This window comes from Actinacidiphila rubida (assembly GCF_900110255.1).
Classification (GTDB): Bacteria; Actinomycetota; Actinomycetes; order Streptomycetales; family Streptomycetaceae; genus Actinacidiphila; species Actinacidiphila rubida.
Genome location: NZ_FODD01000003.1, coordinates 289,313 through 308,490, shown reverse-complemented (window position 1 = coordinate 308,490; position 19,178 = coordinate 289,313). Strand labels below are relative to the sequence as shown.

At 73.1% G+C, this 19,178-nt stretch carries 19 protein-coding genes and 1 tRNA gene; 5 read left to right on the top strand and 15 right to left on the bottom strand.

Annotation, left to right across the window (positions count from 1 at the left end):
• The first annotated feature begins 143 nt into the window (after positions 1 to 143).
• Positions 144 to 443, top strand: coding sequence for a DUF6221 family protein (locus BMW99_RS04410; protein ID WP_069465468.1), 300 nt, complete (start codon positions 144 to 146; stop codon positions 441 to 443).
• A gap of 397 nt (positions 444 to 840) precedes the next feature.
• On the top strand, positions 841 to 1,314 hold the full coding sequence (locus tag BMW99_RS04400; RefSeq protein ID WP_069465524.1) for a cupin domain-containing protein: 474 nt from the start codon (positions 841 to 843) through the stop codon (positions 1,312 to 1,314).
• Between the two features lie 11 nt (positions 1,315 to 1,325).
• On the opposite strand, the gene BMW99_RS40635 is transcribed toward BMW99_RS04400, so the two are convergent.
• Together BMW99_RS40635 and BMW99_RS04395 are read right to left on the bottom strand one after the other, a co-directional pair.
• Entirely contained in the window at positions 1,326 to 1,634 is a 309-nt protein-coding gene (locus tag BMW99_RS40635) for a hypothetical protein (protein WP_141726308.1), read from the bottom strand.
• 250 nt (positions 1,635 to 1,884) lie between these two features.
• Positions 1,885 to 1,956: transfer RNA gene (locus BMW99_RS04395), tRNA-Val, on the bottom strand.
• Positions 1,957 to 2,126: 170 nt separating this feature from the next.
• On the opposite strand from BMW99_RS04395, the gene BMW99_RS04390 reads away from it, so the two are divergent.
• The gene (locus tag BMW99_RS04390) at positions 2,127 to 3,314 is read left to right on the top strand and encodes a hypothetical protein (protein WP_245791199.1); all 1,188 of its coding nucleotides are present in this window, start codon (positions 2,127 to 2,129) and stop codon (positions 3,312 to 3,314) included.
• 51 nt (positions 3,315 to 3,365) lie between these two features.
• Here the strand turns inward: BMW99_RS04390 and BMW99_RS04385 are convergent, their stop codons facing one another.
• Both BMW99_RS04385 and BMW99_RS04380 read right to left on the bottom strand, forming a co-directional pair.
• Positions 3,366 to 3,587, bottom strand: coding sequence for an FmdB family zinc ribbon protein (locus BMW99_RS04385; protein ID WP_075016252.1), 222 nt, complete (start codon positions 3,585 to 3,587; stop codon positions 3,366 to 3,368).
• Positions 3,588 to 3,819: 232 nt separating this feature from the next.
• A complete protein-coding gene (locus tag BMW99_RS04380; protein ID WP_075016251.1) occupies positions 3,820 to 4,479 on the bottom strand; it encodes an O-methyltransferase in 660 nt (219 codons plus the stop codon).
• 47 nt (positions 4,480 to 4,526) lie between these two features.
• Here BMW99_RS04380 and BMW99_RS04375 point away from each other — a divergent pair, with 47 nt between their 5' ends.
• The gene (locus BMW99_RS04375) at positions 4,527 to 5,162 is read left to right on the top strand and encodes a nucleoside/nucleotide kinase family protein (protein ID WP_069462108.1); all 636 of its coding nucleotides are present in this window, start codon (positions 4,527 to 4,529) and stop codon (positions 5,160 to 5,162) included.
• Between the two features lie 39 nt (positions 5,163 to 5,201).
• Here the strand turns inward: BMW99_RS04375 and BMW99_RS04370 are convergent, their stop codons facing one another.
• Genes BMW99_RS04370 through BMW99_RS04360 form a run of 3 tightly spaced genes read right to left on the bottom strand, consistent with a single transcriptional unit; the run spans position 5,202 to position 9,764 of the window.
• Positions 5,202 to 6,050, bottom strand: coding sequence for an HAD family hydrolase (locus tag BMW99_RS04370; protein WP_069462107.1), 849 nt, complete (start codon positions 6,048 to 6,050; stop codon positions 5,202 to 5,204).
• Positions 6,047 to 8,533 carry a phosphoribosyltransferase gene (locus BMW99_RS04365; protein ID WP_069462106.1) on the bottom strand — a complete coding sequence of 829 codons (2,487 nt, stop codon included), beginning with the start codon at positions 8,531 to 8,533 and terminating at the stop codon, positions 6,047 to 6,049. Before BMW99_RS04365 ends, BMW99_RS04370 begins: the two co-directional genes overlap by 4 nt.
• A 58-nt stretch (positions 8,534 to 8,591) precedes the next feature.
• Entirely contained in the window at positions 8,592 to 9,764 is a 1,173-nt protein-coding gene (locus tag BMW99_RS04360; protein ID WP_069462105.1) for an HpcH/HpaI aldolase/citrate lyase family protein, read from the bottom strand.
• A 215-nt stretch (positions 9,765 to 9,979) separates the two neighbouring features.
• Here BMW99_RS04360 and BMW99_RS04355 point away from each other — a divergent pair, with 215 nt between their 5' ends.
• Positions 9,980 to 10,957 (top strand): TerD family protein, encoded by a 978-nt coding sequence (locus BMW99_RS04355; protein ID WP_075016250.1) that lies wholly within the window; start codon positions 9,980 to 9,982, stop codon positions 10,955 to 10,957.
• A 60-nt stretch (positions 10,958 to 11,017) separates the two neighbouring features.
• Here BMW99_RS04355 and BMW99_RS04350 read toward each other — a convergent pair whose 3' ends face one another.
• The 8 genes from BMW99_RS04350 to BMW99_RS04315 form a co-directional block, all read right to left on the bottom strand.
• A complete protein-coding gene (locus tag BMW99_RS04350; protein WP_075016249.1) occupies positions 11,018 to 12,526 on the bottom strand; it encodes an ABC transporter substrate-binding protein in 1,509 nt (502 codons plus the stop codon).
• Positions 12,523 to 14,535: a hypothetical protein gene (locus tag BMW99_RS04345; RefSeq protein ID WP_143080513.1), complete on the bottom strand. Its 2,013-nt coding sequence runs from the start codon at positions 14,533 to 14,535 to the stop codon at positions 12,523 to 12,525. The genes BMW99_RS04350 and BMW99_RS04345 overlap by 4 nt, the downstream gene beginning before the upstream one ends.
• Positions 14,536 to 14,688: 153 nt before the next feature.
• On the bottom strand, positions 14,689 to 15,420 hold the full coding sequence (locus BMW99_RS04340) for a TerD family protein (protein WP_075016247.1): 732 nt from the start codon (positions 15,418 to 15,420) through the stop codon (positions 14,689 to 14,691).
• Between the two features lie 115 nt (positions 15,421 to 15,535).
• Positions 15,536 to 16,753, bottom strand: coding sequence for a DUF475 domain-containing protein (locus tag BMW99_RS04335; RefSeq protein ID WP_069465734.1), 1,218 nt, complete (start codon positions 16,751 to 16,753; stop codon positions 15,536 to 15,538).
• Positions 16,754 to 16,814: 61 nt separating this feature from the next.
• Entirely contained in the window at positions 16,815 to 17,390 is a 576-nt protein-coding gene (locus tag BMW99_RS04330) for a TerD family protein (RefSeq protein ID WP_069465735.1), read from the bottom strand.
• A gap of 52 nt (positions 17,391 to 17,442) precedes the next feature.
• On the bottom strand, positions 17,443 to 18,018 hold the full coding sequence (locus BMW99_RS04325; protein WP_069465736.1) for a TerD family protein: 576 nt from the start codon (positions 18,016 to 18,018) through the stop codon (positions 17,443 to 17,445).
• A gap of 111 nt (positions 18,019 to 18,129) precedes the next feature.
• Positions 18,130 to 18,588: a peroxiredoxin gene (locus BMW99_RS04320; protein WP_069465737.1), complete on the bottom strand. Its 459-nt coding sequence runs from the start codon at positions 18,586 to 18,588 to the stop codon at positions 18,130 to 18,132.
• Positions 18,589 to 18,728: 140 nt separating this feature from the next.
• Positions 18,729 to 19,169 (bottom strand): DUF3052 domain-containing protein, encoded by a 441-nt coding sequence (locus tag BMW99_RS04315; RefSeq protein WP_069465738.1) that lies wholly within the window; start codon positions 19,167 to 19,169, stop codon positions 18,729 to 18,731.
• Positions 19,170 to 19,178: the final 9 nt, after the last annotated feature.

Here is a 19,178-nt window from a genome sequence, read left to right as displayed (position 1 = left end):
GACGAGCCGCGGCGGGCCGCCGTACACGCGCTGCTCGGTCGGCCGGGTGCATCGCTTCGGAGTGTCGGCGCCGGGCGGGAGCGCGGTGGGTCTCGGTGCAGGACATTGCGAAGGGCTACCGAAAGCGGAGAAGGAGAGCAGCGATGGCTGACCTGATCGAGTTCCTGCGGACCCGGCTCGAGGAGGACCGCGCCGCGGCGGCGGTGCCGCCACAGGTCGCGGGACGGCTGCTGCGCGACGCCGAGGCCAAGCAGCGACTGCTGACCGTCCATGTGCCGGACGCCGTGTCCGTGCACGGCCGCCAGTGCGCCGAGTGCCGGGTGCCGGAGCCGGGATGGGAGTACGGCGTCCCCTCCCCGTTCCCCTGCCGCACCCTGCGCATCCTCGCCGCGGCCTACGCGGACCACCCCGACTACCAGCCCGACTGGACGCCCACCGCCTGACCGGGTCGCTCACACCGTCCGCACCGCGGCCGCGGGCTCGGCACGCGAAAGCCCCTCCCGGGGCGCCCCGGGAGGCCGTCGCTGCGACGTCCCGCACGTGGTGGCCGCGATGCCGGCGGTGGGCATTCCCGCGTGGGCGGTCACCACGCGAGCGGGTTCAGCGGTTGGGCGCCGGCCCGTGGCGGGTCCGCGGGGCAGCCGTGGAGAACCCGGCTCGCCGGGGCCCATCGGGCGTCGGGACCGTCCGGCCCGCCGGGACCGCAAGGCCCCACGCTGCAGATGCCGTCGGGTGTGCCCGCGCGTAGCGTAGGCGCGAGGGAGAGCGCGGGCGTGACTCGCGTTGCGCGCGGGCCCCGTTCCGGCACCTGCATCGACGCATGCGATCGAAGGAGCCACGATGGAAGCGACGAGCCGTGCGCTGGTCGTGCAGCCCGGTGAGGCGGGAACGGCGTCGCTCACGGACGGCGCGTTCGAGTTGCTCACCGATGGTGGCGCCGTGAGCGCCAGCCGGCTCACTCTCGCAACCGGTGCCGACGGTGCGCCGCCGCACCGTCACAAGCTCTCTCACGAGGTCTTCTACATGCTGGACGGGACGATGGTCTTCCGCCTCGGCGACACCGTGACCTCAGTCGGCAAGGGCGGTCTCGTCATCATCCCGCCGAACCTGACCCACGCCTTCGGAGCGGCCGAGGGCAGCACGGCCGACGTCGTCGTTCTCCTCAGCCCGGGCGTCGAACGGTTCGCGTACTTCGAACAATTGGGCGCCATCAGCCGGGGCGAGCTGGAGTTCGCCTCGCTGATCCCCGTGCAGGACCGCTTCGACGTGCACTTGATGAACCTCCCGGACTGGCGGACCGCCCCGCCTGCCTAGCACGCCTGGGTCTACCAGGCATTCCAGAGCCCGCCGTGACGGTGGCGGACCGGAGGGACGTCCGCGTCGTCGAGGTCGTGGCCGGCCTGGTGCAGTCCGCGGATTCGCCGGGCTTCGAGTCGACCCTGGAGCCGGGCCCGGCCTTCAGCAGTGGCGATCTCGGTCGAGAACGAGCCACCTCTGCAACCGAGCACCATCCACTGCCAGGAGGTGATCCGGCGCAGCGTCTTCGTCGGGACAGGACGACGGCCTTCGCGGGCGGCCTGGGCCAGTTCAGCGCCTGGAGACCGGGTTTTCTGCTCGCCCCTGTTGCCGGCCATGCCGCCGCTCCAAGATCCTTCACGGAACCGCGGTCAGAGCCATTGTCGACGAGCCCCGTCGCTGCCGATCTGCTCAGGGGGACCTCTGACCGGCCGGCTGCCGGCTCAGCGCAGAGCCTCGATCGCGGCCACGGCCAGGGCCCGCGGGTGCGCCCCGTAGACCGCCATCGACCAGGGGGATGGGGAGTCTCTGCGGAACGTGAACTTTCAGAGCCCCGGATCGGGTCGATTTCCGGGGCTCTGATCAGTGTGGGCGTGGACGGTTTCGAACCGCCGACATCCGCCTTGTAAGGGCGGCGCTCTACCGCTGAGCTACACGCCCAGGCCGTGCGACGACACAGGTTACCTTGCCGCGGGGGCTGGTCAGCAACCGTCCACCGGGTGGGAGGATGGACGGAACGGCGGGATAGGCGCGGAGCGCGGGGAGAGAGAGTCACGGTGACGACGGCACGCTCGTGGTGGCGGCGCGGCGACAACCTGCGTGCCGAGGCGATGGCGGCCAGGGACGCCGCCGCGCAGGCGTTCTACGAGCTGGACACGGCGCAGCGCGACCTGGAGATCTCCATCGAGACGATCTCCGCGGTCGACGACTCCCCGGAGGCGCGGCGCGCGCTCGCCTCGTTCCGCAGTCTGGGCGAGCGGATCGACCAGGTCAGCGCCGCGTACATCGACACCGTCGACGCGCACGACCTGGAACGGGACGAGCTGGACCACGCGGCCGCCTCCCGCGCGCGGGCGGAGCTGACCCGCGCCAAGGACGAGCTGGTCAACGTGCGGGGCGAGCTGGAACGCTTCCAGTCCGGCCTGGGCCCGCTGCTGGGCAAGGCCGAGACGCAGCTGGCCCGGCTGGCCCCGGCCAGGGAGCGGGCCAAGCAGTCGCTGCTGGCCGCGAGTGACGCGCTGGACGCGGCCCGCGCGGCGGGCCTGACGGCGGACGACCTGGCCGCCCGGCTGGCGGCGCTCTCCCCGGAGCTGACCAAGCTCAACGAGGGCGCGAGCAAGCACGGCGTGCAGGAGACCGTGCGGCGGGCGGACGACATCCGGCGGACCGCGGAGGCGGTCAGGGCCGAGGCCGAGCGGCTGCCGCAGCAGGCGCAGGAGATCGACAAGCGGCTGGTGTCGCTGCGCACGAGGGTGCAGGCGCTCGGGACCCGGGCGGAAGGCGTGGCGCCGGTGCTCAGCGAGCTGCGGCGCCGCTTCTCTGCGGCCTGCTGGCAGGACCTGCAGCACGTGCCGGAACAGGCCGGGCAGGCGGTGCGGCAGGCCGAGGCGGCGCTCGCGGAGGCGCGGACCGCCCGGTCGGACCAGCGGTGGGCGGACGCCCAGGCGCGGCTGGCGACGGTGCGTGCGCTGATGGACGACGTGGACGGCGCGGTCGGTGCCGCCGGCGACCGGCTGCGCCGGCTGAACGAGGTCAGCAAGGACCCCAAGGGTGAGGTGGAGAAGACCCGGTTCGTGATCCGGGACGCCCAGCGCCTGGCGATGCAGGGGCGCGCGACGCCGGAGCCGCGGCACGCCCGCCCGCTGGACGAGGCGGTGGCGCGGCTGGACCGGGCGCTGGCGGGACTGGAGGGCCGGCACCCGGACTACTGGGCGTTCCTGACGGAGACGGCCGCGGTCCGCGAGACCGCGAACCGCGTGGTGGCGAACATCCGCGAGGAGCGCGCCCGGCAGCGGTGAGCCGGTGACCGGGGCGCCCGTCCACGCGGCGCATGCGGCCCGCGCGGGCGGTCAGCCGCAGCAGCCGCCTCCGCAGCACCCGCCGCCTCCGGCGGACGGCGCGGACGAGGCGGACGACGCGGAGGCAGCGCCGCCGACGGAGACCGTGGACAGCAGCTTCACCGTGTCGTCGTGGCCCTTGGGGCACGGTGTGGGGGCGTTGGCCTGCGACATCGGGCGGCGCAGTTCGAAGGTCGCGCCGCAGGACCGGCAGCGGTACTCGTAGCGAGGCATGCGCTCAGATTAGTCGACCGGACGCCCGCCGCACCGCCCCGCCGGGCCGCCAGGTCGCCGGAACGCCGGGCAGGGGCGGGGCGGTGCGCGCCGGTGCGACGGGCGCGGCGGAACTCGGCGCCACCGGGCGACCGTCAGCCACCCGGCTCGACGCCGCCGGGCTCGGCCCCACCCGGCCGGCGTCAGACCCCCGGCTCAGCCCCCGCCCGCCCGGTGTCGGGCCGCAGCCGCCTCAGCGCCGCCGGGCCAGCGTCAGGCCGTCCGCGACGGTGAGCAGCACGTGGTCGACGCGGTCGTCGGCGGCGACCCGGTCGTTGAAGGCCCGGACGGCCGCGGCGCTGCCGACGGCCGCCGGGTCGACGACGTCGCCGTGGAAGAGGGTGTTGTCGACGACCAGCAGCCCGCCGGGCCGCAGCCGCGGCACCAACTCCTCCCAGTAGCCGAGGTATCCGCCCTTGTCGGCGTCGAGGAAGGCGAGGTCGATCCACGGGCCTTCGGGCAGCGCCCGCAGCGTCTCGATCGCGGGCGCGAGGCGCAGGTCGATGCGGTCGGCGACGCCGGCCGCGGCCCAGGCGGTGCGGCCGAGCGCGGTCCACTCCTCGGAGACGTCGCAGGCGATCAGGCGGCCGTCGGCGGGCAGGGCCCGGGCCAGCGCGAGGGTGGAGAAGCCGGTGAAGGTGCCGACCTCCACGATCTGCCGCGCGCCGGTGAGCATGACCAGGAAGGACAGCAGCGGCGCCTGCTCCGGTGCGGTCTGCAGGCCGGCCACGTCGGCGAACGTCTCCTGCGTGCTGGCCACCAGGTCGCGCTGCACGGCGTCGAGCGGCGGGTTGTGGTCGAGGACGTACTGGTACAGCTCGGGCGTGAGCTGGGGGTTCTTCGTTTCGTGCACCGTTCGCTCCCGTGGTTCGTGGCGGCGCCCTGGCCTAGTCTGACGAGATGCTCGTCGATGACGCCGTCGCCCTCGTGCCCAGCATCCCAGGCCGCCGGGCGGTGCTGGGGCTGGCCGGTGCGCCGGCCGCGGGGAAGTCGACGCTGGCCCGCCGCCTGGTCTCGGGGGTCGACGCGCGGCTGGGCGCGGACACCGCCGCGTATGTGCCGATGGACGGATTCCACCTGTCCAACGCGCAGTTGGACCGGCTGGGGCTGCGCGGGCGCAAGGGCGCGCCGGAGACCTTCGACGTCGACGGGTATGTGCACCTGTTGCGCCGGCTGCGTGACGCGCCGCCCGAACGGCCGGTGTACGTACCGGACTTCGACCGGCGGCTGGAGGAGCCGGTGGCCGCCGGCCTGGTGGTGCTGCCGCAGGTGCGGCTGGTGGTGACCGAGGGCAACTACCTGGCCGACGACGGCCCGGGCTGGGAGCAGGTCCGCGCGCTGCTCGACGAGCTCTGGTACGTGGACACGCCGCGGCAGGTGCGGGAGCGGCGGCTGCTGCGCCGCCATGTGCGCGGCGGCCGCTCGGAGTCCGAGGCGCGGGCGTTCATCGCGGCCAGCGAGCGGCCCAACGCCCGCCGGGTGGAGCGCGGCCGGGACCGGGCGAACCGGATAGTGGTGCCCGGGCGCCAGCTCTGAGGCGCCCGGGCCGAGCCGGTGCCGTCCGTCGGACCCGGCCTACGCCGCGGCGTCCTCGCCGGAGCAGCGGACCAGCATGCGGCGCAGGATCTCCTCGCCGGCCGCGACGCCGACCGAGCCCAGTCCGATGACGTGCGGCGCGCTCCAGCCGGTGTCGGAGAGTTCCCCGTGGCCGGGGGTCCATCCGGTGTCGGCGGCCATCAGCAGGTCGGCGTCGAGCAGCGAGTCGCCGGCGGCGAGCACCTGCTCGACCCCGGTGCGGCGCACCACCTCGGCCAGCGCGGCGCTCTTGCTGAGCGGCTTGGGCACGGCATAGATCTTGCGGCCCTGCAGCGACACCGTCCAGCCCAGCGGCTCCGCCCACTCCCCGAGGTCCTTCACCCAGCCGGCCGGCAGCCTGTCGCGGTCCACCACGAGGTAGGTGAACAGGTCCTCGGCGATGCGCTCCTTGCGCAGCCACTCCGGGTCGGCGGTCGCCGACAGGTGCGCGACGACCTCCTCCAGGGGGGCGCTGCCGTCGGCGAGGCGGCGGCGCATCTCGGCGTTCCAGTCGTGGTCGGTGCGGCCGTCGACCAGCAGGTGGCCGCCGTTGGCGCAGATCGCGTACCGGGGGCGGCGGCCGGGCAGGCTGATCCGGCGGTACTGCTTGCGGGTGCGCGTCGTGGTCGGCACGAACCGTACGGTGTCGGCGAGTTCGACGAGCAGGCGGCTCGCGGACTCCGTCATGTACGACAGCGGCCGGCTCTCGTGGACCTCCACGCACAGCAGCCGGGGGGCGAGTTCGTCGTCCATCGCCAGGGCGAGGGCCGCGGTGGAGTAGATCAGGGTGCGGTCCAGGTCGCTGGCCACCAGGGTGCGGGTGTTCGGGGGGTACGGGACGCGGGTCATTTGCCGTTCACCGCCCGGCCGTCGGTGCCGGTGGCGCCGCGGGTGTAGCGCGGGTGGATCAGGCCGACGCACGAGTACGGCAGGCCGTCGACCTCCTCGACGGGCACGCCGCGCTGCGCGGCGAGCAGCCGCACGTGCTCGAGGTCGGCGCCCGCGCCGCGCTGGGCGAGGATCTTCCAGGGGACGCGGCGCAGCAGCACCCGGGTGGTCTCGCCGACGCCGGGCTTGACCAGGTTGACGTCGCCGATGCCGTACTCCTCGCTGATCCGCTCGACCGCCGCCCAGCCCGCCCAGGTCGGCGAACGGTCCTGGGAGCGAAGCGACTTGACGTCCGCGGCGACCTCGTCGCCGACGGCGTCGAACGCGGCGGAGACGGTATCGAGGAACAGCCCGGAGACGTCCGCGTCCTTCAGGTCGCGGTAGAACTTCGCGCCGTGGAAGTCGTCGGGGCCGATCAGGCCCTCGCGCAGCACCGTCCGCGAGATCAGGCCGGAGACGGTGGAGTTGAGGCACGCCGACGGGATGAGGAAGTCGTCGCGGGTGCCGTAGGTGGACACGCAGCCGCCGGGGTCGGCGAGGACCGCGATCTCCGGGTTGAACCCCTCGAACTCCGCCACGGCGTCGGCCAGTTCGCGGGTGATGGCGCCCTTGCCGGTCCAGCCGTCGACGAACACCGCGTCGGCCGGGTCGTGGTGGGCGGCCAGCCAGCGCAGCGCGTTGCGGTCGATGCCGCGGCCGCGGACGATCGACACGGCGTAGTGCGGCAGGTCCAGGCCGTGCGCGTGCCGGGCCCAGCGGCGCATCAGCACGCCGACCGGCGTGCCGGCCCGGGCCAGCGAGACCAGCACCGCGTCCGGGCCGCGCTCGGCGAGGACGAGTTCGGTGACGGCGCCGACCGCGCGGGCGATACGGGCCGCGGAGGCGTTGAGGGCCGAGCGGAACAGCTCCTGGTACGCGGCGGTGGGCTGGTACTCGACCGGCAGCGACTCGGCGTAGTGCGCGCCGCCGCTCTGGATGGCCTCCTCGCGCTCCTCGGTGGGAGCTTCGAGCTCGACGCCGGAGAGGTCCTTGAGCAGCCAGCCCACCTCCTCGGGCGCGTAGGAGGAGAAGTCGGGTCCGCGCAGCGGCTGGCTCATGCTCGGGTGGTGCCCCTCTGGTCCGGGTCGGTAGGTCGGTACGACGGCGAGCAGGACGGCCGGCGTGTGGGCGGCGAGCCGGGCGAGCAGCCCGCCGTCCTGGTGGAGTGCGGCGGTGTCGCCGGCGGAGTCCACCACGCACACCACGGCGTCGAAGCCGGCGCCCGCCACGTTGTAGGCGTAGCGGTCCGGGGAGCCGCCGTCGTCGGGCGCGTCGTGGGCGGCGAACACGATGCGGCTGCGGATGGCGTAGCCGGGGTCGTCGACGGCCAGCACCGGGGAGCGGGTGGTGGTGGAGTACCGCACCTCGGGGCCGGCGCCGGGGAGCGCGTCCCCGGCCGGGGCGCCAGCGGCCAGGGCGTCGTCCAGCGCCTGGGCCAGGCGCAGCGGGGCGTACATCAGCTCCTCGTTGCCGAGGACGAGCACGCGGCCGTGCCGCGCGCCGGGCGGCAGGGCCGCGGCGAGCGTGTCCGCCATGGCCGGCAGCGCGGCCTCCAGGCGCTCGCGGTGCCCGGGCAGGAAGCCGTGCCGGCCGCCGTCGGGCACGCCGGCCGGCCAGTCCAGGTCCACGCGGCGCAGCCGGCCGTCGGGCACCGGTCCGGCGCCCGCGGGATCCTGGTCGGCGCCGGGGCCGTCGTGCTCCGCGACCAGCGCCGCGCCCTTGTCGAGGACGCCTGGCGGCAGCGCGACCGTGCCCTCGGCGAGGGCCACGACGTCGATCCGGGTGCCCAGGCGCTCGGCGAAGGCGGCGAGCAGCTCGCGGTCGGCGGGGCCGCGCATGTCGGTCAGGGCGACGACGACGTAGCGGGCGCGCGGGTTGCGGGTGTGCAGGTCGCCGATGGTGTTGAGGATGGTGCGGCCGGTGGAGAACTCGTCGTCGACGAGGACCAGCGGGCCGGGCCCGGCGAGCAGCGCCGGGTCCTCGGGCAGCAGCAGGTGCCCGGTGGCGTGGCTGTGCTCCTCCACGAAGCCGCCGCCGGGCACCACGCCCGGCACGGTCCTGCGGGTGGAGTGCAGGTAGGGCACGCCGCCGACGCCGTCGGCCACCGCGTGGCCGAGGCCGGTGGCGGTCTCGGCGTAGCCGAGCACCACGGCGCCGTCCGCACCGTCGGGACCGCTGTCGCCCAGCAGCCCGCGGACCCGCCGCCCGAGGGCGAACGCGTGCCCGTAGACGACGTGCGGCCGCTGCGGGACGTGCTTGCCCAGCACGTGGGAGACCAGCAGGTGCGCCCGCTTGGGGTTGCGGCGCAGGGCCAGTCCGAGCAGGTCGGTGACGCCTTCGCCGCGGAGCGAGACGCCCAGCCGGTCGGCGACCCACTGGCCGGTCCAGGGCGTGTTCGTTGCCATCAGGGGCGGTTCCTTCGGGGTGGTTCCTTCGGGGCGGTTCCGGTGCGGTCGCCGGTGGTCAGGCCTGGGGCAGGCTGGCCGCGAGCAGTTCGACGAATCCGATGTCCTCGCGGGCGACGCCGAACACCTCGGCGCGGCGCAGGGTGCGCTCGGCCCAGGCGCGGTGCGGCTTCACCTCGTTCATCTTGTTGGTGTAGGCGCTGCGCAGGACACCCCCGCCGCTGCGGTCCTCGTGGAGGATGTCGGCGGCGTCGCAGTACTCCTCGTGCGTGACGACGTTCAGCGCGTGCACGACGGGGACGTGGGTGGGGTGGATGCAGGTCTTGCCCTGCAGGCCGTTGGCGCGGTCGAGTTCGATCTCGCGCAGCAGGCCGTCCATGTCGCGCTCGATCAGCGCGGACCGCAGGTCCTCGGCCTCGGGCCGGAACGGGCTCAGCCGCAGCTGCGGCTTGAACATGCGCTCGTGGTGGCGGAAGTACTCCCAGACCGGTCCGGTCACGGTGAAGCCGCTGCCGTCGGCGCGGCCCAGCACGTTGACCACGTCGGCGATCACCGAGGCGACGATCTGGACGTCGTACGCGGTCATCGCGGGGGCGCGGCGCAGCCCGTAGGAGGAGCAGAAGTCGGTGACGCCCAGACGCAGGGCGAGCACCCGGTCGCGGTACTTGTCGACGGTGCGGGATATCCCGTACAGCGTCTCGACGCGGCTCTCCAGGTGGAGCAGCTGCGGGGACTCCAGGACGGGCATCGCGAACAGCCGGCGTCCGGAGGCGGCCTCCGCCTGGGACAGCGCCTCCAGGAAGGGGACGCCGGTCTCCTCGGTGAACTTGGGCAGCACGAATCCGGACAGCAGGGCGACGCTGTCGCCGAGCCGGTCCACCAGGTCGGTGATCTGGGCGGGCGTGCGGACCCGGATGAACAGCAGCGGCAGCTCCCCCGCGCCCTCCGCCCGGCCGGCCATCGCCGCGAACTGGCGGACGAGATTGGCCTCACCTGCGACGACGTCCCGGTCGTCGATGGAGTCCTCCAGGCACAGCACCATGGACACCACGCCGCGCGCGGCCTGCTTGCCGATGTCGTCGGCGAGCTGCGGGCGGGTCGCGGGGCTGTAGAGCGTGGCGCCGAGGGCGACCGCGAGGGTGCGGGCAGGAGAGTCCGCTGTGAACTCCTGGGGCTCACGGTGGAAGAGTTCACTCCTGAGGTCACCCGTGAGGTGTCCGAAGTGTCGCATACGCCCCCTTTCAGGAGGAAGAACCTGACAACATCTGGCCGATTATCGTACGTGTGAGCATGGGGTACCCGTTCCCTCCGTATGTGAAAAGCAGGTAACCGCGGCAGGTCCACCCGGTGACCGTCCCTCCGGACGCCTGCCCTCCGCGACCGCCGCCCACCCCCGGCCGCACCCGGCGTTGTGGGGCGCCCCGCCGGAAGGGCAGGATGACCGGTATGACGCACGTGATGGTGAAGGGCTCGAACACCCCGCTGGACGTCACGGGGGTGCGGGCGGTGCTGCGCTGGACCCCCGGCCCCGGCGCGCCCGACGTGGACGCCTCCGTGCTGCTGCTGGGCCCCGACGGCCGGGTCCGCACCGACGACGACTTCGTCTTCTACAACGAGCCGCGGCACCCGTCGGGCCTGGCCCGCCACCTCCCGAAGAAGCGCGTGCCCGAGGGCCTGACCGACACCCTCGAGGTCGACCTGGCGGCGCTGGACGCCGGTGTGGACCGCGTGGTGATCGCCGCGTCCTGCGACGGCGGGCCGTTCCGCACCGTGCGCGACCTGAGCCTGACCCTGTACGACACCGCGGGACCGCAGCACGCCGCGCCCGTGGTGAGCTTCGAGGTCGTGCCCGACACCGGCCAGGAGACCGCGCTGATCTGCGGCGAGCTGTACCGCAAGGGCGCCGGCTGGAAGTTCCGCGCGCTCGCCCAGGGCTACGCCTCGGGCCTGGTCGGACTCGCCACCGACCACGGAGTCGCAGTGGACGACGGGCAGGAGGCGCCCGCGCAGGCACAGGGCCCGGTCCGCCCGGCCTCGGTGCCCACGGCCCCGCTGGGCGCCCAGCAGACGGCCTCCGGTGGCGGCGGGCCCGCCGCCGAGCCCGCGGCCACCAGTGCCTACGGCTACCCCCTGCAGGCCCCCTCGCCCGCGCACGTGCCCGCCCAGCCCGCGTACGGCTACCCGCAGCCGATGAGCGCGGCACCGCCCGCCGCGCCCCCGGCCGCGCCGCCCCAGGTCCACCAGCAGCCGCAGCAGGGCTACCCGGCCTACGGCTACCCGCAGCCCGTCGCGGCCCCGCCCATGGCCGCGCCGGTCGTCCCGCCGCACCCCGCGCCGCCCGCGGCGCCCCCCGCCGCGCCGGCGAACGGCGACGGCGGGTTCTCGCTGCCGCCGCAGGGCCCCCAGTTCCAGCCGCGGCGCTGACCCCGGGGCCGGTCCGGCGCCGGGGTCAGCGGTGCGGGCCCGGCCCGCCGCACGGCCCTCTCAGGGCCGGACGACCCCGATGAACGTGTAGGTGCCGCTCGGCTCCAGCCGCACCAGCGCCATCGGCTTGTTCCGCGGGTTGCCGTCCGAGCCCAGCTCGATCGGTCCGCTGAGACCCGCGACGGAACCCGCGCTGACCAGCGCGTTCAGGGTGCTGCCCGCGTTGACGGTGGCCGTGCCGTCCCCGGCGGCGTCCCGGATCGCGACGCCCAGCGTCCACAGCGCGTCGTGCGCCAGCATCGCCTGGCCGTCCTGGAAGTTGTCGGGGCCCGCGCCGAACTCGTCGTGGTAGAGCTGCACGAAGCCCGGGAACGGGTCGCGGGCCGCCGGGTAGAGCCGGGCCGGCAGTTCGGGGTGGCCCAGCGCGGTGTACAGGGCGGTGACGCCGCTGGCCTTCCAGCTCGCGGTGAACCGGTCCCGCACGCTCTGGCTCGTCGCGCTGTCCGGGTACACGCCGATCGCGTCGTCCCCGGTCAGCACGGTCACGGGGCAGCGGCGGTCGGGCGCGGACATCGCGGTGATGAAGGCCCGCAGGTTGACGCCGCGCCCCGCGAAGTACACCGCGGCCGGCTTCTTGTCGCACACCCGGTCGGCGACCGACGAGAAGGCGTTGCTGATCCCGTCGACACCGGAGACGTACTCCAGGTCCCCGTCCACCAGCTTCAGCGACGCCTTCCCGGCCGCCTGGACGAAGTCGTCGTAGAGCGAGGTGTTGTAGATGTCGTCCTGGTTGCGGTCCCTGATCACCAGGACCTGGTAGCCGGGCGTGGCGCGCTGCTTCTGCCGGAGGTAGTTCACCGCGGCGCTCGCCTGGGCGGAGTTGGGCGCGGACGTCCGGAAGAACCCGACCTGGGTCGCGGACGCCAGGTTGTCGGCGGTGACGGTGGCGCCCATCATCGGAACCTTCGCGGCCCGCAGCGCCCGTACCGCGTCCAACGTGCCGCCGCGGCTCTGCCCGAACCCGGCGACCGCGACCAGCCGGCTGCCGTCCGTCGTCATCGCGATCAGCCGGTCGGTCAGCGGTTTCCACTGCTCCGAGCGCGTCCCGATGTTGGCGACCAGCAGCTTGACCTGCGGGGTGTCGCCGCGCCCGCCGAGCTGCGCGTCGTTCAGCTGCCGCTGGGCCAGGTACGCGCCCTCCAGCTCCTCGCGGATGCCGTACTTGGTCGCCTCGTCCTGCGGGTCGGTGGTGATCGGCTCGACGTAGGCGACGCTCACCCACGGGCGGCCGGCGGCGGCGACCCGGGCGTTCTCGGCGCGGATCTTCGCCATGACCGGCGCGAGCGACGGCTCGAAGACGGTGCTGCCGTCGGTGACGCCGATGCACTCGTGCGCGGGCCCGGCCTTCGGCACGCCGTGGCCGCAGCCGTCGCCGCCGCCCGCCAGCCGGATCCCCGTGGTCACCGCGGCGGCCACGACCACCAGCGCCAGCCCGATCCACGGCCACCTGCGGCGGCGCGCCCGCGGCACCCGGAACGCCGGTTCCAGGCCGTCGGTTTCCTGTGTCACCACGGCTTCCTCTCGTACTGCTCGGCCCTGGCCTTGAAGACGTCCCGGTCCGTCTCGGCCCGGGTCAGGCGGCGCAGGGTGCGGAACTCGTCGGCGATGTACGCGTACAGCTCCGCGTACGGGTCGCCGAGCGGGTCCTCGTAGCCATCGGCGTACGGGGCGGAGCGCGGGTGCGCGGTGATCCATCCGGCCACCAGCAGCCGGGTGATCGCCTGCCGCTCCTCGTCGCCCCACGGCGTGCCCACCAGCCGCATGTACCGGATGCGGGCCGTCTCCGGCCGTCCGCCGAGCCTGCGGGCCGGGGCCCGCTGGATCAGCGCCAGGTCGTCGCACCACCGCTCGGCGGGCATCAGGTGGAAGCGGGCGTGCAGGTGGTCGACGGCCGCGTCCAGCCGGTCCGCGGCCAGGTCGTGGTAGGCCACCGTGCGCTCGTCGTCGCCGGCGGCGTCGGCCAGCGCGGTGTGCGCGCCGTTCCAGGTGCCCGGCCCGTCGCCGGTGACCGCCTCCAACTGGCGCAGCAGCAGGAACCGCACCACCGGGTGGTAGACGAGGCGGCCGTCGTCCTCGAACTGCCGCACCAGGGCGGGCGGTACGCCCCGCCACAGCTGCGTGGCGGCCTCCGCCTGGCCCTGGGTGACCGCGGCCGCGGCCCGCGGCAGCACCGCGCGCAGGCCCGCCGGGCAGTCCGCGAGCAGCCAGTCCAGGACGGTGTCCGCGACGGTCGGGTGGCGCCGCTCGCGGGCCTCGGCACCGCCTCCCGCGGCCGCGGACGGCAGCGCGGGCCAGCCCTGCACGCGCTGGTCCCAGGGCGTGCCGGCCGGGAAGCGGGACAGCGCGTCCAGCACGGCGCCGGTGGCCGCCGGCTGGCCGCGGGTCGCGGTGTACACGACCCAGCCCAGCCAATACGAGGCGTTGGCGGAGCGTTCGGCGTCCGGGCGCACGGCGCCGTCGGGGAGCGCGGACAGGACCTCCTTGGCGTGGTCCTCGACCTCTGCCCGGTTCAGGTCGCGCAGCCGGCCCACGTGCAGCCGGCCCGCCGGCACCGGGGCGAAGCGCTCGCCCTCCGCCGACCAGCCGTCGCTGTACCGCGGCGGGGCCGCCAGCCGCCGCTCCTCGCGGACCAGTGTCTCCGGCGTGCGGCGAGCGGTCGCCAGGACCAGCAGCGGGTCGGTCCGGCCCGGCCGCCCCGGCACGCCGCCGCGCGCGTCGAGCAGCAACTGCATCAGTTCCTCGCCGAGTTCACCGTCGGCGTTGTCCAGCAGCACCAGGCAGTGCGTGGTACGCCTGCCGTGCCCCGCGCGGGTCTCGTAGGCGGCGCGCAGATCGGCCAGGAACCCTTCGAGCAGCAGCCGCTGGGCCTCGCGCTGCTGCTCGGGGTAGCCGTGGAACAGCTGGTTGACGCTGACGAGGAAGTCGGCACCCGCGCGCGGGCCGCCGACGTCGTGGCTGGCCTGGGCGATCCGGCGCCTGAGCCGCACCTTGGCCTGCAGCCGCTGGGTGCTGCGGATGACCGGCACGATCTGCGTGACCCAGCCGGGCAGCAGCCCGCCGCTGACCGCGGCGGCGCCGTCCAGCAGCGGCTGGACGGTCTCCAGGGAGAGTTCCTGGCGGTCGGGGCCCTGCAGCAGGGTCTGCATCTCGGCGATCGCCGCGGGCCGGTCTCGGCTGCTGACGGCCGCGGCGGCGGCCAGCAGCAGCACCGTGAACGACGGGAAGCCCAGCGGCGGCACGTCGTCCTTGCGGGCCTGCAGCTGGAAGGCGAGGTCGGCGAGCGCGTCGAAAAGGGTCTTGCCGTCCCGCTCCATCGCCGCCAGGTCCAGGTGGGCCAGCGGCGCGGCCCGCCCCCAGGCCTCCAGACGCCGCAGCAGCGTGGTCTTGCCGCTGCCGCGCGGGCCCAGCAGCAGCACCGCGGGCAGCCGGCCCACCGGCCCTGGCGTGCGGACCAGCAACGGCTCCGCGTAGGCGCGTATCGCCCGGTCCCGCAAGGACCGCCCAGGCCAGTCCGGCACCCTGTTCCCCCGCCCGCCTCAGTGACTCCCGTGGGTACCAAGCGTGCCGCAATTCCCTTGCCTCGCAAGGGATTTCGACCAATTGAGGGCGCCCGGCGAGAGGGCCGCCGGGGGGAACGGGGGCCGGTCGTCCGGAGATCCGGACGACCGGCCCTAGACCTTCGACTTGTAGCCGCGGCCCCACTGCAGACCCCAGCCGTACAGCCGGTCGATCTCCGCCTGGAAGCCGTAGACGTACTTCACCTCGCGGCGCACGAACATCTCGCCCTTGCGGTTCTCGATCAGCACCACCGCGCACGAACGCGCCTGCGGCTCCCGCTCGTTGAGGGGGATCTCGATCCGCGGCCCGGAGCCGGGGAAGATCTCCACCTTGGCGTGGGTACGGTCGAAGGCGGGCGTGCCGTCGTAGATGTAGACGAACACCAGCAGCCGCTTGAACTCGTCGCGCTTGTCGAAGTTGATGTACAGCGTCTCACCCGAGGTGCCGCCGAACCGGTCGTCGCCGCTCATCTGGATCCACGGCGGGCTGTCCAGGTCGCCGAGGAAGTTGCCGAGCGGCTGCACCACACCCTTGCTGCCGTCGGTGAGTTCGTACATGCAGGCCAGGTCCAGGTCGACGTTGACCATGGCGGGACCGGCCGCCTGCACCACCCGCGGCTTGAAGATCTCCAGCTGGCGGCGCAGGAAGCTGCCGCGTTCGGTGGTCCAGCCGCCGGTGTCCGACGTGCGCATCTGCCAGGACAGGTTGACCCGCAGGTTGCCGACGGCGGCGCCCTGCTTGGTCAGCGACAGCTCGGGGCGCCGCCTGGTGAGTTCCACGGTGTGCGCGTTGCCGATGTCGAACTGCTGGGCTCCACTGGGCCGCAGAAAGCTCCACCAGGGCATCTGCCGTCTCCGCCTTCCCTCGACGTGCTCGACGTGCTCTCGGGTTCTCCGGACGTTCGCTCGACATGGCACTGCCCCCGCCGGGTGGCGGGGGCAGTCCGGTGCGCGGGCGGGGTCAGACCCCGGACGTCACCTCTGCCTTGTCGTCGTCCGACTGCTGGGATTCTTCCCCGAGCCGGCGGTTGCGTACCACCGACGACCAGTAGGAGGCCGCGATCAGGACAACGCCGACCAGGCCGGTGACGATCTCGCTCACGTCGTACTTGATCGTGAACAGCAGGATGAACGCCAGCGCGCCGATCGCGTAGTGGGCGCCGTGCTCCAGGTACACGTAGTCGTCCAGCGTGCCCTTGCGGACCAGGAAGACGGTCAGCGACCGGATGTACATGGCGCCGATGCCGAGGCCGAGCGCGATCTGGAAGATGTCGTTGCTGATCGCGAAGGCGCCGACGACACCGTCGAAGGAGAACGACGCGTCGATGACCTCGAGGTAGAGGAACATGAAGAACGCGGCCTTGCCGGCCAGCCCCGCGACCCGCATGACGCTGGCGCCACTGCCCGCGGCCGCCTTCGACGTCCCGGCGCCCTCGCGGGCCCCGTTCCCGTTCACGTCGTCCCGGTCGTCGTCCCCGTCCCCGTTTTCCCCGTCTTCGTCGCCGTCCTCGTCCTCTTCGAGGCGCTCCTCGAAGTAGCCCGAGATGCCGCCGACCACCAGGTAGGTGATCAGGCCGCCGACGCCGGCGAGCAGCACCGTCTCGCCCTTGTCCACGGTGCCGTGGCCGCCGTGCAGCGGGACGCCGGTGGCCACCGTGGTGGCGAAGACGACCAGGGTGACCATGGCGATCACCACGGAGAGCATGTCCAGCTTGCCGAGCTTGGCCAGCGGCTTCTCCAGCCAGCTCAGCCAGGTGATCTCCCGCTCCTCGAAGATGAAGTCGAGGAAGATCATCAGGAGGAACATCCCGCCGAACGCGGCGATCGCCGGGTGGGCGTTGGTGACCAGGGTCTCGTAGCGGTCGTGGTCGTTGATGGCGACCTTGACCGCTTCCCACGGGCTGAGTTTCGCGGTGATCGCGACGATGATCACCGGGAAGACCAGCCGCATGCCGAAGACCGCGATCAGCACGCCGACGGTCAGGAACATCTTCTGCCAGAAGGCGTTCAGCTTGCGCAGGATGCCCGCGTTGATGACGGCGTTGTCGAAGGACAGCGAGATCTCAAGGACGGAAAGGATCGCGACGATCGCGAGTCCCTTCGCCCCCCAGACGTAGAAGGCCAGGGCCAGGCCGAGGACGGTGACGCCCAGCGACCAGCCGAAAGTTCTGAGGAGCACGTGCTTCCCACCCAATTCCTTGTGACCTGTGACCACGAGGTCCCCCGCGCGGTACGCGGCTTTACGAAACGTTGACCCCGAAGTCTAGGGCGATCCCGCGCAGCCCGGACGCGTACCCCTGGCCAACGGCCCGGAACTTCCACTCGCCGCCGTAGCGGTACAGCTCGCCGAAGATCATCGCGGTCTCCGTCGAGGCGTCCTCGGTCAGGTCGTATCGTGCCAGCTCGGCACCGTCGGACTGGTTGAGCACCCGGATGTACGCGTCGCTGACCTGCCCGAACGTCTGCACGCGGGCATCGGCGTCGTAGATCGAGACCGGGAAGACGACCTTGTCGACGTTGGCCGGAACCTTGGTCAGGTCGACCAGGATCGTCTCGTCGTCGCCGCCGGAGCCGCCGACCAGCTCGTCACCGGTGTGCTCGACGGAGCCGTCCGGGCTCTTGAGGTTGTTGTAGAAGACGAAGTACTCGTCGCCCAGCACCCGGCCGCCGGAGCACAGCAGCGCGCTGGCGTCCAGGTCGAAGTCGGCACCGGTGGTCGAGCGGGCCCTCCAGCCCAGGCCGATCTGGACCTGGGTGAGGTTCGGCGCGGCCTTGGAGAGGGAGACATTGCCTCCCTTGGCGAGCGTGACGCCCATCGTGGTTCGTTCCTCCCCGTATCGCTGTTCTCTGTGCTGCCCGGGATCCGGGTCAGACATTCACGCCGAAGTCCTGCGCGATGCCGCGCAGACCCGACGCGTAGCCCTGCCCGATGGCGCGGAACTTCCACTCGCCGCCGTGGCGGTAGAGCTCGCCGAAGACCATCGCGGTCTCCGTCGAGGCGTCCTCGGTCAGGTCGTAGCGGGCCAGTTCGCGGCTGTCGGCGGCGTTGACCACGCGGATGTAGGCGTTGCGGACCTGGCCGAAGCTCTGCTGGCGGGTCTCGGCGTCGTAGATGGAGACCGGGAAGACGATCTTGGAGACGTTGGCCGGCACGCCCGCCAGGTTGACGTTGATCACCTCGTCGTCGCCCTCGCCCTCACCGGTGAGGTTGTCGCCGGTGTGCTCCACCGAGCCGTCGGGGCTGCGGAGGTTGTTGAAGAACACGAAGTGCTGGTCGGACAGGACCTTGCCCTGGTCGTTGGTGAGCAGCGCGCTCGCGTCCAGGTCGAAGTCCGATCCCGTGGTGGTCCGGGCGTCCCAGCCCAGGCCCACGACGACCGCCGTGAGGTTCGGCGCCTCCTTGGTCAGCGAGACGTTGCCACCCTTGCTGAGGCTGACTCCCACGAGTCCTCCGTCCGATCGAGCTGAGTACAGCGGTGTACGGCCTTGCGGACGGGTGCGGGCACGCCGTCCACAGGGATCAACGTGCTGAGCCTAGTGACCGGTTCCCTCCGGCTACAGGGCTTGGAGGGCCTTTGCGTAGTCGTGAAGGTCACGGGCGTCGGGGAGGCCGTTGACCACGGTCCAGCGGACCGTGCCGTGCTTGTCGATGACGAAGGTGCCGCGCACCGCGCATCCCTTGTCCTCGGCGAAGACTCCGTAGGCCCGGGAGGCGGTTCCGTGCGGCCAGAAGTCCGACAGCAGCGGGAACTCCAGCCCCTCGGCGTCGGAGAACGCGCGCAGCGCGTGCATGGAGTCGCAGGAGACCGCGAGCAGCTGTACGTCGTCGTTCTGGAAGGCCGCCAACTCGGCCTGGACAGCCCGCAGTTCACCGGTGCAGACACCGGTGAAGGCGAACGGGAAGAACATCAGCACGACGTGCTTGGCGCCCGCGAAGTCGCCGAGGCGCACGGTGCGGCCGTGCTGGTCCTTCAGCTCGAGGTCAGGTGCGGCGTCGCCTTCGGTGAGGGGCATGGTGATCCGGCTCTCCCTGTTCTCCGTGCGTCGGCGCGCACGGAGGCGGCAGCCGGCAGCACACCGCGAAACGTCGCGGCGGCCGGCCGCACACCGTGGCCCGGGGCGGCGTGCACCCCGGTGACATCCTGAGCGAAGCGCTACCGCTTGCCGGCCTTGGCGGCCTTGGGCGTGACCAGACGGCTGCCGGTCCAGTCCTTCGCGGCGTTCACGCTGCTGGTCTGGGCCAGACCCGCGGTCTGCGCCGCCTCGCCGATCTCGCTGGGCTCGACATGGCCGTCGCGCCCCGTCTTCGGGGTCATGAGCCAGATCGGGGCGCCGGGGTCGACCGTCGAGGTGGCGTCGACGAGCGCGTCGGTGAGGTCGCCGTCCTCCTCGCGGAACCACAGCAGGACGGCATCGGGCACGTCGTCGTAGTCCTCGTCGGCGAGCTCCTCGCCCGTGAGCTCCTCGATGGCCTCCCGGAGCTCCTGGTCGCAATCCTCGTCGTACCCGAGCTCCTGGACCACCTGTCCGGGCTCGAAACCAAGCCGGCTCGCCGGGTTGGTCCGCTCCTCCGCGTGGTCCGCGGTCGCGCTCACGCTTTGCCT

Bases quoted from the DNA above. Each gene is read 5' to 3' on its own strand.
- BMW99_RS04410 (WP_069465468.1), top strand. From the start codon at position 144: ATGGCTGACCTGATCGAGTTCCTGCGGACCCGGCTCGAGGAGGACCGC.
- BMW99_RS04400 (WP_069465524.1), top strand. From the start codon at position 841: ATGGAAGCGACGAGCCGTGCGCTGGTCGTGCAGCCCGGTGAGGCGGGA.
- BMW99_RS40635 (WP_141726308.1), bottom strand. From the start codon at position 1,634: ATGGCCGGCAACAGGGGCGAGCAGAAAACCCGGTCTCCAGGCGCTGAA.
- BMW99_RS04390 (WP_245791199.1), top strand. From the start codon at position 2,127: ATGGCGGCCAGGGACGCCGCCGCGCAGGCGTTCTACGAGCTGGACACG.
- BMW99_RS04385 (WP_075016252.1), bottom strand. From the start codon at position 3,587: ATGCCTCGCTACGAGTACCGCTGCCGGTCCTGCGGCGCGACCTTCGAA.
- BMW99_RS04375 (WP_069462108.1), top strand. From the start codon at position 4,527: ATGCTCGTCGATGACGCCGTCGCCCTCGTGCCCAGCATCCCAGGCCGC.
- BMW99_RS04370 (WP_069462107.1), bottom strand. From the start codon at position 6,050: ATGACCCGCGTCCCGTACCCCCCGAACACCCGCACCCTGGTGGCCAGC.
- BMW99_RS04365 (WP_069462106.1), bottom strand. From the start codon at position 8,533: ATGGCAACGAACACGCCCTGGACCGGCCAGTGGGTCGCCGACCGGCTG.
- BMW99_RS04360 (WP_069462105.1), bottom strand. From the start codon at position 9,764: ATGCGACACTTCGGACACCTCACGGGTGACCTCAGGAGTGAACTCTTC.
- BMW99_RS04355 (WP_075016250.1), top strand. From the start codon at position 9,980: ATGACGCACGTGATGGTGAAGGGCTCGAACACCCCGCTGGACGTCACG.
- BMW99_RS04340 (WP_075016247.1), bottom strand. From the start codon at position 15,420: ATGCCCTGGTGGAGCTTTCTGCGGCCCAGTGGAGCCCAGCAGTTCGAC.
- BMW99_RS04330 (WP_069465735.1), bottom strand. From the start codon at position 17,390: ATGGGCGTCACGCTCGCCAAGGGAGGCAATGTCTCCCTCTCCAAGGCC.
- BMW99_RS04320 (WP_069465737.1), bottom strand. From the start codon at position 18,588: ATGCCCCTCACCGAAGGCGACGCCGCACCTGACCTCGAGCTGAAGGAC.